The sequence below is a fragment of the Roseococcus sp. genome (assembly GCF_965227005.1).
In the GTDB taxonomy this organism is placed as follows: domain Bacteria; phylum Pseudomonadota; class Alphaproteobacteria; order Acetobacterales; family Acetobacteraceae; genus Roseococcus.
This window is the reverse complement of record NZ_CBDDFJ010000033.1, coordinates 1-15,868: the sequence shown is the minus strand read 5'-3', so window position 1 is coordinate 15,868 and position 15,868 is coordinate 1. Positions and strand designations below refer to the sequence as shown.

Genomic DNA, 15,868 nt, shown 5'->3' with positions numbered 1-15,868 from the left:
CCAGGGCGTGATGAGCCCGACCACGCCGATCGGCTCGCGCGCGATGAGCGTCGTGCCCTCGAGCTCCTCGAATTTGTACTCCTCCAGCACCTGGATCATGCGCTTGAGATGCGCCGTGCCGGTGGCGGCCTGGCGCTCGAGCGCGAACTTCACGGGCGCGCCCATCTCCTGGGCGAGGGCATCGGCGATGTCGGCCTTGCGCTTCTCGTATTCGGAGAGGATGGCCTTGAGCAGCTCCAGCCGGTGCTCGCGGCTGCTGCGCGCGAAGGCGGGGAAAGCCGCGCGGGCGGCCGCCACGGCGCGATCCACATCCTTCACGCCGCCAAGGGCGATCTGCGTGAAGGCCTCCTCGGTGGAGGGGTCGATCACGTCGAGCAGCCTGGGCTCGAGCGGGGCGACCCAGGCGCCGTTCACATAATGCTCGCGTTCGTGTTGCATCGGTTTGCTCCGGTTATGGGCCGGCAGGCCCGGCTCGCTATCCTCTCGTGGATATAGCGTGCCGGCAAGCCGAGGCCTCCCCCGGGCGTGACGTTTTCGCGGCTTCGGCGCATTCTCCGCCCATGCACGACATCACGAGCAAAACCGATCCTTCGCTCATGGCGGCGGAGGAGCTGCTGGCCCTCTATGCGCGCCGGGCCCTCTCCCCCGTCGAGGCGCTGAAGGCCGTCTCCGAGCGCATCGCGCGCTACAACCCCTGGGTGAATGCCTTCGCCGCGCTAAATCCCCGCGCCATCCAGCAGGCGGGCGAGAGCGAGGCCCGCTGGATGTCCGGCCGCCCGATCGGCCAGCTCGACGGCGTGCCCGCCACCGTGAAGGACCTGCTGAACCTCGCGGGCTTCCCCACGCGGCGCGGCAGCCGCACCACGGACAACAGGCCCGTCGCCGAGGACGCGCCCGCCGTGATGGGCCTCAAGCAGGCCGGCGCGGTCATCATCGGCAAGACCACCACGACCGAATTCGGCTGGAAGTCACCGGGGGACTGCCCGCTGCACGGCATCACCCGCAATCCCTGGAACCGCGAGCGGACGCCGGGCGGCTCATCCAGCGGCGCGGGCGCGGCGGGGGCGGCCTGTTTCGGCCCGCTGCATATCGGCACGGATGCGGGCGGCTCGATCCGCATCCCCGCCGCCTTCTGCGGCCTGGTGGGCGTGAAGCCGAGCTTCGGGCGCGTCCCGCAATGGCCGCTCGGCGCCTTCGCCGGCGTGGCCGTGGCCGGGCCGATGACGCGCTCCGTGCGCGACGCCGCGCTCATGTTCAACGCCATGGCCCGCCACGACTTGCGCGACCCCTTCTGCCTGCCCGACGAGAAGCGCGAATGGCGCGACGGCATCGAGGATGGGGTGAAGGGCCTGCGCGTCGCCGTCGTGCGCCGCCTGGGCTTCGACGCGCCGCTGGACGAGGATGGCCAGACCGCGCTGGACGAGGCCGCCAAGGCCCTGGAGGCCGCCGGCGCCATCGTCGAGGAGGCCGATCCCCGCCTGCCCGACACCCGCGCCATCTTCGGCCGCGTCTGGGGCGTGGCGATGGCCCGGCTGGTCGCAACCGTCGCGCCCGAGAAGCGCGAGATGCTGGATGCCGGCATCCTGGAAGTCGCCGAGGCCGAGTCGGCCATGAGCGCGGTGGATTTCCTCGGCGCCGAGGCCCTGCGCATCGAGGCGGCCCATGCCATGGCCCGCTTCCATCAGGTCTACGACGTGATGCTGACCCCCTGCACGCCGACCGCCGCCTTCGCCGCCGACCAGCCGACGCTGCATCCCCAGATGGCGCTCTGGCGCGACTGGGCGCCCTGGACCTTCACCCACAACCTCACGCGCCAGCCGGCCATTTCCGTGCCCGTCGGCCTCGATTCCGAGGGCATGCCGCGCGCCGTGCAGGTGGCGGCCGCCCTCTACAACGACGATCTTTGCTTCCGCGTGGCACGGACCCTGGAAATCGCAAGGCAGACCCCCAACGCCCCGGCCTTGTAACCCAAACGTAAAAATGCTCTTTCCGCCCTCACGATTTGGGCGGAATTGAAGCATGCGGCTCGTCACATTCACCCGCGCCGGACAGGTCCGGCAGGAAGTGGGAGCGCTCGACGCCAATGGCGCCGTGCTCGACCTCTGCGCGGTCGAGCCGCTGCTGCGCGATCAGACCATGATCTCGCTCGCCGCGGCCGAGCCCGCCATGCTCGACAAGCTGCGCGCCGCCATCGACAAGGCGCCCATCCTCACCGGCGCCACGCTCTGCGCGCCGATCCCCCGCACCCCGAAGAACATCTTCTGCGTCGGCAAGAATTATCATGAGCACGCGAAGGAATTCGCGGGCTCCGGCTTCGACGGCGGCGCCAAGGACGTGGTGCCGCCCTTCCCCGTCGTCTTCAGCAAGCCGCACACCTCGATCATCGCCAATGGCGAGCCGATCCTGGGCCATCTCGACCCGACCGGCGGCCTCGATTACGAGGGCGAGCTCGCCGTCGTCATCGGCAAGGGCGGCCGCGGGATTTCCAAGGCCGAGGCGCTCAGCCACGTCTTCGGCTACACCATCGTCAACGACGTCACGGCGCGCCACCTGCAGAAGCGCCACAGCCAGTGGATCCTGGGCAAGGGGCTCGACAGCTTCTGCCCGATGGGCCCGGCCCTCCTCACCGCCGACGAAGTGCCCGATCCGACCCAGCTCACCCTCACCACCTGGGTGAATGGCGAGCGGCGGCAGCACGCCCCGGTCTCCGACCTGATCTTCGACATTCCCACGCTGATCGAGGCGATCAGCGCGGCCATCACGCTGGAGCCGGGCGACGTCATCGCCACCGGCACCCCGGCCGGGGTGGGTATTGGCTTCAACCCGCCGGTCTTCCTGAAGACCGGCGACGTCGTGCGGATCGAGGTTCCCGGCATCGGGACCTTGGAGAATCGGGTGGCCTGAGGGCCATAAGGTATTTCCCTTGCGGGAGGATGACGAATGCGCGCCCTGAAGCTTCTTCCTTTGGCCCGCCGCCGTTGCCTGATGGCGACGCCGGTAGCCCGGTCCGAGCGCCTGCCGGACGCAGCCTCCTTCTATGAGCCCCCGCGCCTGCTCGCCGATCCGCAGGCCGCGGAGAGCAAGGTGACGCGGATCGGCCCGAAGGTCGGCCCCAAAAAATGAGGCCGGCGTCGCTTTCGCGGCGTCTCGTTCTCGCCGCGCCCTTCGCCGCCCCTGTCGCGGCGCGGGCGCAGGATTTTCCCAGCCGCGCGATCACCGTCGTCGTGGGCTTCCCGCCGGGCGGCCAGGCCGACCTCGCGGCGCGACCGGTCGCCGCCGCGCTGGAGCGCAGCCTCCGCCAGCCCGTGGTGGTGCAGAACCGCGCGGGCGGCGCGGGCGCCATCGGCTCAGGCTTCGTCGCCCGCGCCCCCGCCGACGGCTATACGCTGCTGATGGCGCTCTCCTCCCTCGCCGTGATCCCCGAGGCGGAAAAGCTCTTCGGCCGTCCGCCGCCCTATACGGTGGAGCAGTTCGCGCCGGTCGCGCTGGTGAATGCCGACCCGACCATGCTGGCCGTCCCGGCCAATGCCCCCTGGCAGTCCATCGCCGATTTCGTGCGCGACGCGCGGGCGCGGCCGGGCGACATTCCCTACGGCTCCTCGGGCGCCTACGGCACGCTGCACGTGGCCATGGAGATGTTCGCGACGGCGGCCGGCATCCGCCTGCTGCACGTGCCCTTCCAGGGCGCCGGCCCGGCCATCACCGCGCTGCTCTCGGGCGACATCAAGGCTCTTGCCTCGGCCCCCGGCACGCTGACGCAGCATGTCCAGAGCGGGCGCCTGCGCGTTCTCGGCTGCTGGGGCCGCGAGCGCGCCGCCGCCTTCCCCGAGGTGCCCACCTTCATGGAAGCGGGCTTCCCGGAGGTCGAATTCTACATCTGGGCCGGCCTCTTCGCCGCCGCGGCGACGCCCGCGCCCGTCATGGCCCGCCTGCGCGACGCCATGCGCCTGGCCCTGCAGGATGCCGATCTGCTGCGCGCCTTCGAGGCCGCGGGCTCGCCCCCGCGCTACCTGGACGCCCCGGATTTCGCGCGCTTCTTCGCCGAGGACAGCGCCCGGCTGGTCGAAGCGGTGCGGCGCATCGGCCGCGTCGAATAGTCGCCGCGGCCTTGCACCACACATGATCGTCGCCGACATTAAAGGGATGTTCATTTCCTGGGCCTAACTCCCTTCTGTCCGACCCCATCCGGGCGGAGCAGGGAGACAAAAGATGTTTCAGGGACTTCGCCTATCCTCCTCCTCCGGGGCGCAGGCCCGGCTGGATGCCGTCCACACCTCGCATGCCGTCATCGAATTCGCCCCCGACGGGACGATCCTCGATGCCAATCCGCTCTTCCTCGCCGCCCTGGGCTATGCGCTGGAAGAGGTGCGCGGCCGCAAGCACGCCATGTTCCTCGAACCGGGCATGGCGGAGCGCGAGGAGTATCGCCGCTTCTGGGACACGCTACGCGCCGGCAAGCACCAGACCGACGAGTTTCGCCGCCTCCGCAAGGACGGACGGGCCATCTGGATCCAGGCCTCCTATTGCCCGGTCTTCGGCCGGGGCGGCGCCGTGACCGGCGTCATCAAATTCGCCACCGACATCACCGAGCGCAGGCTGCGGGCCGCCGATCATGCCGGCCAGGTCGCGGCCATCGCCACCTCCCAGGCGGTGATCGAATTCGACCTGGGCGGGACCATCCTCGACGCCAATGCCAATTTCCTCGGCGCGCTCGGCTATGCGATGGACGAGATCAAGGGCCGCCATCACCGCCTCTTCGTCGATCCCGCCGAGGCCGCCCTGCCCGCCTACGCCGCCTTCTGGGCCGCGCTGGCCCGCGGCGAGTACCAGGCGGCGGAATATCGCCGCATCGGCAAGGGCGGACGCGAGGTCTGGATCCAGGCCTCCTACAACCCGATCCTCGGCCCGGACGGCAAGCCCTGGAAGGTCGTGAAATACGCGACCGACATCACCGCGCAGGTGAACGAGCGCCTGCGCCGCGCGGAACTCGGCCGCAGCGTCGATGCGGAGCTCGTGGTGGTGGCCAATGCCGTCGCCGCGACCAACGGCCAGGCCAGCGGCGCGGTGGAGGCCTCGCGCGAGACCTCGATGAGCGTGCAGGCCGTGGCGGCCGGCGCGGAGGAGCTGGCGGCCTCGGTCGGCGAGATCGGGCGGCGCATCATGGACGCCTCGCGCTCCACCTCGGCCGCGACGCAGCAGGCCGAGCGCGCCACCGCCATCGTGGGCGAGCTGGTGAACGCGGCCAAGCGCATCAACCAGGTGATCGGGCTCATCACCGAGATCGCCGGGCAGACCAACCTGCTCGCGCTCAACGCCACGATCGAGGCGGCGCGCGCCGGCGAGGCGGGCAAGGGCTTCGCGGTGGTCGCCAGCGAGGTGAAGGGCCTCGCCAGCCAGACCGCCAAGGCGACCGAGGAGATCGCGGGCCAGGTCGGGCAGGTGCAGGCGGCGGTGGAGGGCGCCGTGCAGGCCATCGACTCGATCGCGAGGGCCATCGCCGAGATCGACGTCATCACCACCGGCATCGCGGCGGCCGTCGAACAGCAGGCGACGGTGACGCGGGAGATGTCGGCCAGCATGCAATCGGCGGCGGCCGGCGTGGAGAGCGCCAACCGCACCCTGGAGGAGATCGCCCTGGCCGCCACCGATGCCGAGGCCCGCACGCGGCAGGCCGCGGAGGCCTCGCGGGCCTTGGCGGCCTGAGCAGGTTGCGCGCTCGGCGCGCGCGTGCTGGCTTGCGCGCAACCCGACCACAGGAGTGCCGCATGAACGCCGAAACCAACGAGGGCAAGATCATTGCCTGGCTCGCCACGCAGCAGCAGGCGATGCTCGATACGCTGGAGGCCATGGTGAACACCGATGGCGGCAGCTACGATAAGGCCGGCGTCGATGCCACCGGCAAAATCGTCAAGGATTTCTGCGAAGCCCAGGGCATCACCGTCGAGACCGTGCGCGGCGAGAAGTACGGCGACTGCCTGCGCGCCGTCCTGCCGCATGAGGGCGCCTCGGCCGTCCGCACGCGCGGCAACCACGCCGCCAATATCGTGCTGATGGGCCATCGCGACACGGTCTTCCCCAAGGGCGAACCGACGCGCCGTCCCTTCACCATCCGCGACGGCCGCGCCTATGGTCCCGGGGTCGCCGACATGAAGGCCGGCCTCGTGATGAACATGTTCGTCCTGGCCGCCTTCAAGAAGTTCGGCGGCGCGCCGGGCCCGATGGTCGGCCTCTTCACCGGCGATGAGGAGATCGGCTCGCCCGAGGGCCGCGCGGTGATCGAGGAGGAAGCCCGCGGCGCGCGCGTCGTCTTCAATTCCGAGCCGGGCCGCCCCTCGGGCAATGTGGTCACCGGCCGCAAGGGCGGCGTCTTCAGCATCTTCGAGATCGAGGGCAAGGCCGCCCATTCCGGCGGCAATTTCGAGGCCGGAATCTCGGCCATCGGCGAGCTGGCGAACAAGATCGTCGCCATCCATGCGCTGACCGATCTCAAGCGCGGCATCACGCTCAATGTCGGCCTCGTCTCGGGCGGGCAGAGCGTGAACACGGTGGCCCCCTCGGCCACCGGCCAGATCGATCTGCGCTACGTGAACCCGGCCGATCGCGAGGAAATCATGGGCAAGATCCACGAGATCATGAGCCGGAGCTACGTGCCCGGCACCAAGGCGAAGCTCGCCATCAAGGGCGAATTCCTGCCGCTCACCCAGGACGAGGCGGCGGCACGGCTCTTCGCCATGTACCAGGGCGCGGCGAAGGATGCCGGGCTCGACGTGAAGCCGGAATTCTCGGGCGGTTGCGCCGATAGCGGCTTCACCGCCGCCCAGGGCGCACCGACCATCTGCGCCGTCGGCCCGGTGGGCGGGTTGGCGCATAGCCCCGAGGAATACCTCGAGATGACGAGCTTCGTTCCCCGCGCGCAGGCGATGGCTCGGGCCGTTCTGCGACTGGAGAGCGTGGGGCTCTAGGCTCCCGCCCCCGGGCGCCGCCCTCATCCGGGGCGGCGCCGACAACCTCCCGATATGCACGCCATGGTTGTACCCTGACGATTTCATTATGGTATGATCATGGCTTCATGCACGGGACGAGTTATGATTCGCGTTGATATGCCGGCCTCGCAGTCTGCTCCGGGTCTTTGGGCGCAGAGGACCGCAAGGGTCCCGTCGGAGAGGGGCCAGGGCCGTATCGTCACCTGGCTCGCCCCTACCCTTCTGTTGATCGTCAGCCTGATCGCCACTTTGGCCATCGGCCTGGCGCCGCGCGCCGGTCAGGCGCAGTACGCCGTCATCGGCGCGCCCTGGAAGACCCTGGACGAGATGGTCGGGATCGTCGCCGCAGCCGATGGCGCTTTGGTCGATGCCGGCGCCTTCACGAGCATCCTCTTCGCCCAGTCCGACAACCCGGATTTCGCAGGCGCGGCCTATCGCGCCGGCGCTTGGCTCGTGCTGGATCCTGTTCTCTTGCGCGGATGCCTCGGCTCCGAAGGAAAGTTGCGCTGATGGCGGGTCTTGATCGGCTTCGCCGGCGCTTCGGCGTGGCCTTCGTCTGGCTGATGTGGCTGCACGTTCCCGTGCTGGCGCTGGAAGCCGTGCTCGTGGGCCGCCCGCCATTGGCGCCGGCTCTCCTGGCCGGGTGCCTGGCCGCCGCCTACCACCTCTGCTGGTGGATCAGCGGCCCCGCGCCCGTGACGCGCTATGTCGCGGCCGTCGCGCTGATCGGTCAGCCCGCCCTCATGGTTTATCTGCTGACGGGCCATCCGTGGCAGATGGACATGCACATGTACTTCTTCGCCTCGCTGGCGCTGCTGATCGGGTGGTCCGACTGGCGCGTGATCGTGATCGCCAGCGTCACCATCATGCTGCATCACCTCATGCTCAACCTGCTCCTCCCCGCCGCGGTCTTCTACGGCGAGGCGGATCTCGGGCGGGTGTATTTCCACGCTGCGGTCGTGGTGTTCCAGGGCGGCGTCCTGATCACGCTCAGCACCATGCTGGTCCGGAACTTCGCACGCATCGAGCGCCTGAGCGCCGCGATGCAGGAGCAGAACGAGACGCTCGAACTGCGCGTGGAGCAGCGCACCCAGGAGGCCGAGGCGGCCAATGTCGCCAAGACCCTCTTCCTGGCCAATATGAGCCACGAGATCCGCACGCCTATGAACGCGATCCTGGGCTTCAGCCATCTCGCGCTGCGCACCGAGACGACGCCCAAGCAGCGCGACTACCTGCTCAAGATCAAGACGGCGAGCGGCGCCCTGCTCAGCCTCATCAACGACATCCTGGACTTCTCCAAGATCGAGGCGGGCAAGCTCACGCTGGAGCAGGCGCCCTTCGACGTGAAGGCCTCGCTGGGCAATGTCGCCGCCATCGCGGGCGTCCGCGCGCAGGAGAAACACATCGCCCTGCGCTTCTGGATCGACGACGCCCTGCCCGCGACGCTGATCGGGGATTCGCTCCGGCTCAATCAGGTCATCCTCAACCTCGCCACCAACGCGATCAAGTTCACGCAGCGCGGCGAGGTGGTCGTCACCGTCCGGCCGGCCACCCCGCTCGGCGCCGCCACGGCGACGGAGATCCCTGTCGAGATCTCGGTTCGCGACACCGGCATCGGCATGACGCCGGACGTTCAGGCCCGGCTGTTCCGCTCCTTCACCCAGGCCGACAGCTCCACCACGCGCCGCTTCGGCGGGACCGGGCTGGGCCTGGCCATCAGCAAGCAGCTGGTCGAGCTCATGGGCGGGACGATCTCCGTGGAGAGCACGCCGGGCAAGGGCAGCTGCTTCAGCTTCATCCTCCGGCTCGGGGTCTCGGACATGGTGTTGAACTCGGAGCAGCCCTCCCCCGAGGCGCTGGGGCATCTGCGCGTCATGGTGGTGGACGACAACGCCGCCTCGCGCACGATCCTGCAGGAGATGTTCGCCGCCTGGTCCATCGATGCCGAGCTCGCCGCCTCCGCCCCGGAGGCCCTCAGCGCGCTGAACGAGGCGGCCGAGCGTGGCCAACCCTTCAACCTCGTCCTCATGGACTGGAAGATGCCTGGCATGGACGGCATGGAGGCCTCGCGGCGCATCCGCGACGGCGAGGTCAGCACCGCCAAGCCGCCGGTCGTGGTGATGGTGAGCGCCTATGGCCGCGAGGAGATGCTGGCAAAGGCCCCGGCCAACGGGATCTCCGCCGTTCTGGTGAAGCCGGTCGATTCCGAACTGCTGCTGCACACGCTGACGGAGCTTTTCGGCGCCGGCCCCGCATCCGCGCCGGCCGAGCCGCGCCCTGATGCCATTCCGCGCGTGGACCCGGCCTTCCGCGGCGCGCGGGTCCTCTTGGCGGAGGACAACGAGATCAATCGCGAGCTGGCCGTCGAGCTTCTCACCGATGCGGGGCTGGAGGTCGATATCGCCGAGAACGGCCGCATCGCCTGCGAGAAGATCTTCCGCGAGCCGCATGGCTTCGACGCCGTGCTGATGGATGTGCAGATGCCCGAGATGGACGGTCTGGAAGCGACCGCGCGGATCCGCGCCCGCTTCTCGGCCGAGACGCTGCCGATCATCGCCATGACCGCCCATGCCTATGATCAGGAGCGCGAGCGCTGCCTGCAGGCCGGGATGAACGATCACGTGGCCAAGCCGGTCGATCCGGCGGTGCTGGTCGCCACGCTCGACCGCTGGCTGGGAAGCGCCCGCGCCGCGGCCAAGCCCAGGACGGCCGCGGCGGTGGTGGACGGCGGGGATCTCCCCGCCGCCCTGCCGCCCTTCGACATCCAGGCCGCGCTGGTTCGCGTCAACGGCAAGCGCAAGCTGCTGCGCCGGCTGATCGTGGAGTTCGGCCGCAGCTTCGCCAGCACGGGCGCGACCCTGCGCCGCTGCATCGCGGAGGGCCGGCTGGAGGAGGCGGGCCATGCGGCCCATGCGCTGCGCGGAACGGCGGCCTCGCTGGAGGCGCGGGAAGTGGCGGAAGCCGCCCGCCTCCTGGAGGATGCGCTCTCCGGACGCGAACCCGGCGATGCGGAACTGCTGGTGCTGCGTCTCGAGGACGCGCTGGGTCCGGCGCTCGCCGCGGCCCGCTCGCTCGACGCGCAGTCGCCCGCGGGGCGGGACAGTTCGCGGGACGCTTTCGCGGAGCCTGCGTAAAGCCAGCCTGATCTCCGGGCCACTCGTCGTGGCCTGGAGAATCTGTTGCGGCGCTGATGGACTTCCTGCTGGACGGATCGCGGGGGCGGTGCGCAGAATTGTGCGCCATGGGAGGAGGCCGGGGGGAGATTCCCAGAGCTTCCAAGCTTTTAGCCGCTCCCCGTTCCAAAGGGGCCCGTCCAGGACCTCCGGGAGAAGCGCGGCCATGGTCACGACTTGCAGAAAGGTGCATCAGCAATCTTCCGGCGGAAGACCGACGGACGCGAAAGCTTGGTTGACGCCCTGATGTCCCAGATTCTGATCCTCGACGACCGCGGCACCAACCGGAAGATTCTCGCGCAGCTTGCCGTCTCGGTCGAACCGGCGGCCGATGTCGTGACCTTCGGCAATCCCCTCCTGGCCCTGGCCTGGATGGATGAGAACCGGCCTGACCTCGTCATCAGCGACTACCGCATGCCCCATCTCGACGGCGCCGAGGTGGCCGCGCGCATCCGCGGCAAGGCGACCGGCGCCGACGTGCCCATCATCGTCGTCACCGCCTATAACGACCCCGTCTTCCGCCTCCGCGCGCTGGAGGCGGGCGCCACCGACTTCCTCGTCTCGCCCGTGGATCATGCCGAGTTCCGCACGCGCGTGCGCAACCTCCTCGCGCTGCGCCAGCACCAGATCCAGGCGAGCCAGCACGCCCAGGCCCTGGCTCGCGACCTCGAGGCCTCGGAACGCTCGCGCAACGCCCTGCTGCGCGAGAGCCGCGAATCCCTCGCGCTGCTCATCGACACCGTGCCGGCCATGATCAGCGCGGCCGACCGCGCGGGAAAGCTCGTCTTCGTCAATGCGCGCCAGGCCACCATCGCCGGCTCCAGCCCCTCGGAGCTCGTCGGCCACGACGCCGTGCGCATCCTGGGCCAGGCGCGGCTGGAGCGCAGCCTCGCCGCCGATGCGGAGGTCTTCGCCTCCGGGCTGGCCATGACCGGCTTCGAGGAGGAGTTCTCCGACAACCAGGGCGGATCGCGCACGCTCATCACCACCAAGGCCCCCCTGCGTGACGGCGAGGGCCGCGTGATGGCCGTCGTGACGACCTCCATCGATATCACGGACCGCAAGCGCGCCGAGGAGCAGCTGATCTACCTCGCCTGGCACGACGCGCTGACCGGCCTGCCCAACCGCCCCATGCTCGCCGAGCGGCTGCGCGACCGATGCGCGCAGGACCGCCGGCAGGATGGAGCGCCCTTCGCGCTCCACTTCCTCGACCTCGACCGATTCAAGGCCGTCAATGACGCGATGGGCCACGAGGCCGGCGACCGCCTGCTGCGCGACGTCGCGAACCGCATCGCGGGCGTGATGGGCGAGAACGACATGGTCGCCCGGCTGGGCGGCGATGAATTCGCCGTCCTGCAGTCCACGCTCGATGCGGCGCAGGGGGCCGCGCAATTCGCGCTGCGCCTGCGCGAGGCGCTCGAGGCGCCCTTCACCATTCTCGGCCGCAGCGTTCAGGTCTCCGGCAGCATCGGCATCACGCTGTATCCGCAGGACGCGACCTCCGCCGAGGAGCTGCTGCGCCATGCCGACCTCGCGATGTACCGAGCCAAATCCGATGGCGGACGGGGCTACAGCTTCTTCGACCCCGTGATGGACCACACCGCGCGCGAGGCGCTGCAGCTGGAGGCCGATCTGCGCCTCGCGCTTGTCCGTGGCGAGTTCGAGCTGCTGTGGCAGCCGCAGATCTGCCTCGCCTCCGACCGCATCGTGGGCGCCGAGGCGCTGCTGCGCTGGAACCATCCCGAGCGCGGCCGGCTGGGCCCGGCCGCCTTCCTGGGCGCGGCCGAGGAGACGGGCCTCATGACGCCCATCACCGACTGGGTGCTGCGCGAGGCCTGCCGGCAGGGTGCGGAATGGGCGCGCCTGCCGGGCGGCGGCATCCGCGTCTCGGCGAATATCTCGCCCTCGCTCTTCCGCCAGGCGGATGTGCGGCAGATGGTCGCCGCGGCGCTGGACGCGGCGGGCCTCGCGCCCGAGACCTTCGACCTGGAGCTCACCGAACGCGTTCCGATGGACGATCTGGAGAAGGTCGCCGGGACGCTGCGGGAGCTGCGAGAGCTCGGCGTCTGCCTGTCCATCGACGATTTCGGCGTGGGCTATTCCTCGCTGCTCTACGTGAAGACCTTCCCCGTGCAGCGGCTGAAGATCGACCGCTCCTTCGTGTCGCAACTGCCGGGCAACGTCGTGGACGCGGCGATCGTGGCGGGCGTCGTCTCGCTCGGCCGCAACCTCGGCATGCGGATCCTCGCCGAGGGCATCGAGACGGCCGAGCAGCTTCAGGCCGTCCGCGAGCTCGGCTGCGACGAGGTGCAGGGCTATTTCACAAGCCATCCCGTGCCGGCCGCGGAGCTGGAGCGCCAGCTGGCCCGCTCGCGCGCGGCCATGCCGACGTCGCCATGAGCCCGCAGGCCGGCGCCGGTCTGCCCTCCCGGCGGTTCAGCCTCCGCGCCCTGCGCGGCCGGCCGGACACTGAGCACGAGATGAGCTTCAACCGGCTCGCCTTCGCGCTCATCATCACGATCTTCCTCGTGCTGGAGCACGCCTCCTGGCCGATGCTTCAGGTGGTGGCGGCCTATTGGGTCTTCGCCATCGCCATCTTCGCGCACATCCTCGCCTTCCCCGCGGCCAATACCCCGCGACGCGTCGTCACCCTCGCGCTCGACGTCGCGCTGCTCTCCTACGAGATGCATCTCGGCGGCGAGAAAACGTCGGTGATGGCCGCGCTCTACCTCTGGGCCATCCTGGGCAACGGGTTCCGCTTCGGCGTATCCTGGCTCTATATCGGCCAGGCGCTGGGCATCCTGGGCTTCGGCGCCGTCGTGATCTTCACGCCCTTCTGGCGCGACCAGCCGCATCTCTCCGCCGGATTCCTGCTCGGGCTCATTGCCATTCCCGCCTATGCGGCCACGCTGGTCCGCAAGCTCTCCGCCGCCAAGGCACAGGCCGAACAGGCCAATCAGGCGAAGAGCATGTTCCTCGCCAGCGTGAGCCACGAGCTGCGCACCCCGCTCAACGCCATCATCGGCATGGGCGGGCTGCTGCAGCAGTCCGATCTCGACGCCGAGCAGCGCGAGATGGCCGGCACCGTCACCGATGCCGGGAGCAACCTGCTGCGGCTGATCGAGACCATCCTCGATTTCTCCCGCATCGAGGCCGGGCAGATGCCGGTCCAGCAGGCGGATTTCAACCTGCCGGCGCTGCTGGACGAGGTCCGCCGCATGCTGGCGGAAACGGCCGGCGGGAAGGGCCTGCGCTTCACCTTCCACATCACGCCCCGCACCCCGCGCCGGCTCGTGGGCGACGCCGCCCTCACCCGCGAGGTCCTGCTCAATCTGGCCGGCAATGCGCTGAAGTTCACCGCCCAGGGCGGGGTCGTGGTCGCGGCGGATGCCGTGCCGGACGAGCGGGGCGTCCTGCTGCGCTTCGAGGTCACCGATACCGGCATCGGCATCGCGCCCGAGGCGCAGGCCCATATCTTCGAAGCCTTCTCCCAGGCGGATGCGACCATCATCAACCGCTTTGGCGGCACCGGCCTGGGCCTGGCCATCAGCCGGCGGACGACGGAGCTGCTGGGCGGGACGATCGGCGTCGAAAGCCTGGAGGGGGCGGGCAGCACCTTCTGGTGCGTCCTGCCGATGGGCCTTGGGGAGACGATCGACGAGGCGCCGGCAGCCGAGGCGGTTCTACTGGCATCGGACGCCGCCGCCCGCACCGACGCCCTTCGGGCCGAAGGGCTGCTGCTGCTGCCCGCGGCGACCCTTGTCGAGGCCGTGACGGCACTGGAGAGCCTGCCGCCCGCCACGCCGCGCCTGCTGGTGGCCGATGCCGCCAGCCTCGCCATGGCGCCCACGGGCCTCGCCCAGGCCCTGGAGGCGCTGGACCCGCTGGGCGCCTGGCGGACCATCCTGCTGGCCCCCGATCCGCCAGAGGGCCTCCCGCCCTTGCCGCTGCGCCGCGCCTTCGTCACGCTCCTGCCCCGCGCCCCCGCGCCCGGGATGCTGGCCGCCGCGCTGCGGCTGGCGGGGGGCGCCGTCCGTCGCGCCGGAATTTCCCTGCCTCTCCCCATCACCCAGCGTCCGCTCAGCGTCCTGGTCGCGGACGACAACCGGGTCAATCGGCGCGTGGTCGCGCGCATCCTGGAAAAGGCGGGCCATGAGCCGACCCTCGTCTCGGACGGCGAGGAGGCGCTGGACATGCTGGAGACGCGCGAGTTCGACCTGGTGCTGATGGACCTCAACATGCCCCGGCTCGACGGCATCGAGGCGGCCAAGCTCTATGCGTTTCAGTCGCTCGGCCGGCGGCGCGTGCCCTGGCTCGCCCTCACGGCCGATGCCACGGACGAGGCGCGCCGGCGCTGCGCGGAGGTCGGCTTCGTCGCCTGCCTCGTGAAGCCGCTCACCCCCGACGCGCTGCTCGCCGCGATCGAGGCGCTGCCGCTGTCCGATGAGCCGGGCGTGGAACGACGCCCCGGCGTCGCCGCGATCGCCAGCCATCCGCGCTTCCGCCCGACCGGCGCCGTGCTGGTCGACCAGCGCGCGCTGGACGATCTGGAGCTGCTGGGCGGGGCCGAATTCGCGCGCGAGGTGGTGGCTGAATTCATTGAAGAGGCCGAGCTGACCCTCGGCGATCTGTCGCGCGCGGTGGCCGCCGTCGATTCCGGCGCTTTCCGCGCCAAGGCGCATGCGCTGCACAGCGCGGCGGCCAATGTCGGGGCCCGTGCGCTCTGTGAGCTCTGCATGCTCTGCCGCAGCATCGGACCGGACGAACTGCGCGACCAAGGACGCTCGATCGTCCAGCGCCTGACCGCGGAGCTCGATCGCGCCCGGCCCCTGCTCCAGCGCAGGGGCCCGGAGGGCGGGGTGGGGCAGCAGCACAGCTGAGTCCCACCCCCACCATCGCCGGTCACTCGGCCGCCATGGCCAGTGCGGGTCGCCGCGCGTTCAGTTCCGCGGCCACGCGCTTCTCCTGCGCCTGAGTCAGCCGCAGCATCTTGCGAAGATCCATGTCGGAGATGCCGAGCGCCGTCTCGGCCCAGATGTCCACCACGTCCTTCAGCTCGGGCAGGGTCACCGGGTTCACGCGCCGACGCACGCGCAGCAGCGCCTGCTGAGCATTGTGCTTGCGCGTGGCGTTGTGGATGTAGTCGCGCGCGGCGGCCTCGCCCTCGCCCGGTTCGGCCAGCACGTTCACGATGCCCATGGCGTGCAGTTCCTCGGCCGAATAGAGGCGGCCGGACATGATCATCTTCTCCGCCTCGACCTGGCCGATCCGGCGCGACAGGAAGCTATAGGCGCCCATGCCGGGGAAGAGGTTGAAGAGGATCTCGGGCAGGCCGAACTTCACCTGACGCTCGGCCACGATGACGTCAAAGGCCAGGGCGCATTCGAAGCCACCGCCCAAAGCGTCACCCTGCACCAGCGCCACGGTGACGACGGGCGCCTGGAAGGCCTCGGCATTGCCGTGGATCGCCTCGACGCAGAGATGGCCGTAGCGGCGCAGCGCCGTCAGGTCGCGGTTGCGGATCTTCTCGGCGAAGAGCGCGAGGTCGCCGCCGAGGTTGAAGATGCCGGGCAGCCGGCTGCCCATGACGTAGTAGCGCATGGGCATGCCGAATTCGGCGCGGCGCGCCGGCGAGAGCGCGTCGCGCAGCATCGCCTGCTGGGCGAGGATGTCCTGCAGCAGGCCCAGCGTGAAGCAGGGCTTGGGGCCGGG

At 70.1% G+C, this 15,868-nt stretch carries 12 protein-coding genes; 10 read left to right on the top strand and 2 right to left on the bottom strand.

Features of this window, described 5'->3' with window-relative positions; all coding sequences use genetic code 11:
* On the bottom strand, window positions 1-438 hold a 438-nt coding region (locus tag ACO057_RS15950), incomplete at its 3' end, for an aldehyde dehydrogenase family protein (RefSeq protein ID WP_421993507.1).
* 122 nt (window positions 439-560) lie between these two features.
* Here ACO057_RS15950 and ACO057_RS15945 point away from each other — a divergent pair.
* The 10 genes from ACO057_RS15945 to ACO057_RS15900 all read left to right on the top strand — a co-directional run bounded on the left by ACO057_RS15945 (window position 561) and on the right by ACO057_RS15900 (window position 15,036).
* Window positions 561-1,967, top strand: a complete 1,407-nt coding sequence (locus tag ACO057_RS15945; protein ID WP_421993505.1) for an amidase — start codon at window positions 561-563, stop codon at window positions 1,965-1,967.
* 52 nt (window positions 1,968-2,019) lie between these two features.
* On the top strand, window positions 2,020-2,904 hold the full coding sequence (locus ACO057_RS15940) for a fumarylacetoacetate hydrolase family protein (protein ID WP_421993503.1): 885 nt from the start codon (window positions 2,020-2,022) through the stop codon (window positions 2,902-2,904).
* Between the two features lie 36 nt (window positions 2,905-2,940).
* Window positions 2,941-3,123 carry a hypothetical protein gene (locus tag ACO057_RS15935; RefSeq protein WP_421993501.1) on the top strand — a complete coding sequence of 61 codons (183 nt, stop codon included), beginning with the start codon at window positions 2,941-2,943 and terminating at the stop codon, window positions 3,121-3,123.
* The gene (locus ACO057_RS15930) at window positions 3,120-4,097 is read left to right on the top strand and encodes a tripartite tricarboxylate transporter substrate binding protein (protein ID WP_421993499.1); all 978 of its coding nucleotides are present in this window, start codon (window positions 3,120-3,122) and stop codon (window positions 4,095-4,097) included. The genes ACO057_RS15935 and ACO057_RS15930 overlap by 4 nt, the downstream gene beginning before the upstream one ends.
* Window positions 4,098-4,209: 112 nt before the next feature.
* A complete protein-coding gene (locus ACO057_RS15925) occupies window positions 4,210-5,703 on the top strand; it encodes a methyl-accepting chemotaxis protein (protein ID WP_421993497.1) in 1,494 nt (497 codons plus the stop codon).
* A 62-nt stretch (window positions 5,704-5,765) separates the two neighbouring features.
* Window positions 5,766-6,962 carry a M20 family metallopeptidase gene (locus ACO057_RS15920; protein ID WP_421993495.1) on the top strand — a complete coding sequence of 399 codons (1,197 nt, stop codon included), beginning with the start codon at window positions 5,766-5,768 and terminating at the stop codon, window positions 6,960-6,962.
* Between the two features lie 246 nt (window positions 6,963-7,208).
* A complete protein-coding gene (locus tag ACO057_RS15915) occupies window positions 7,209-7,493 on the top strand; it encodes a hypothetical protein (RefSeq protein ID WP_421993493.1) in 285 nt (94 codons plus the stop codon).
* Window positions 7,493-10,117, top strand: coding sequence for a response regulator (locus tag ACO057_RS15910; protein WP_421993491.1), 2,625 nt, complete (start codon window positions 7,493-7,495; stop codon window positions 10,115-10,117). The genes ACO057_RS15915 and ACO057_RS15910 overlap by 1 nt, the downstream gene beginning before the upstream one ends.
* Window positions 10,118-10,402: 285 nt before the next feature.
* The gene (locus tag ACO057_RS15905) at window positions 10,403-12,556 is read left to right on the top strand and encodes an EAL domain-containing response regulator (RefSeq protein WP_421993489.1); all 2,154 of its coding nucleotides are present in this window, start codon (window positions 10,403-10,405) and stop codon (window positions 12,554-12,556) included.
* Window positions 12,553-15,036: an ATP-binding protein gene (locus ACO057_RS15900; protein WP_421993487.1), complete on the top strand. Its 2,484-nt coding sequence runs from the start codon at window positions 12,553-12,555 to the stop codon at window positions 15,034-15,036. Before ACO057_RS15905 ends, ACO057_RS15900 begins: the two co-directional genes overlap by 4 nt.
* Window positions 15,037-15,058: 22 nt before the next feature.
* Here ACO057_RS15900 and ACO057_RS15895 read toward each other — a convergent pair.
* Window positions 15,059-15,868: crotonase/enoyl-CoA hydratase family protein (locus tag ACO057_RS15895; RefSeq protein ID WP_421993485.1), on the bottom strand; the 810-nt coding region annotated here is incomplete at its 5' end.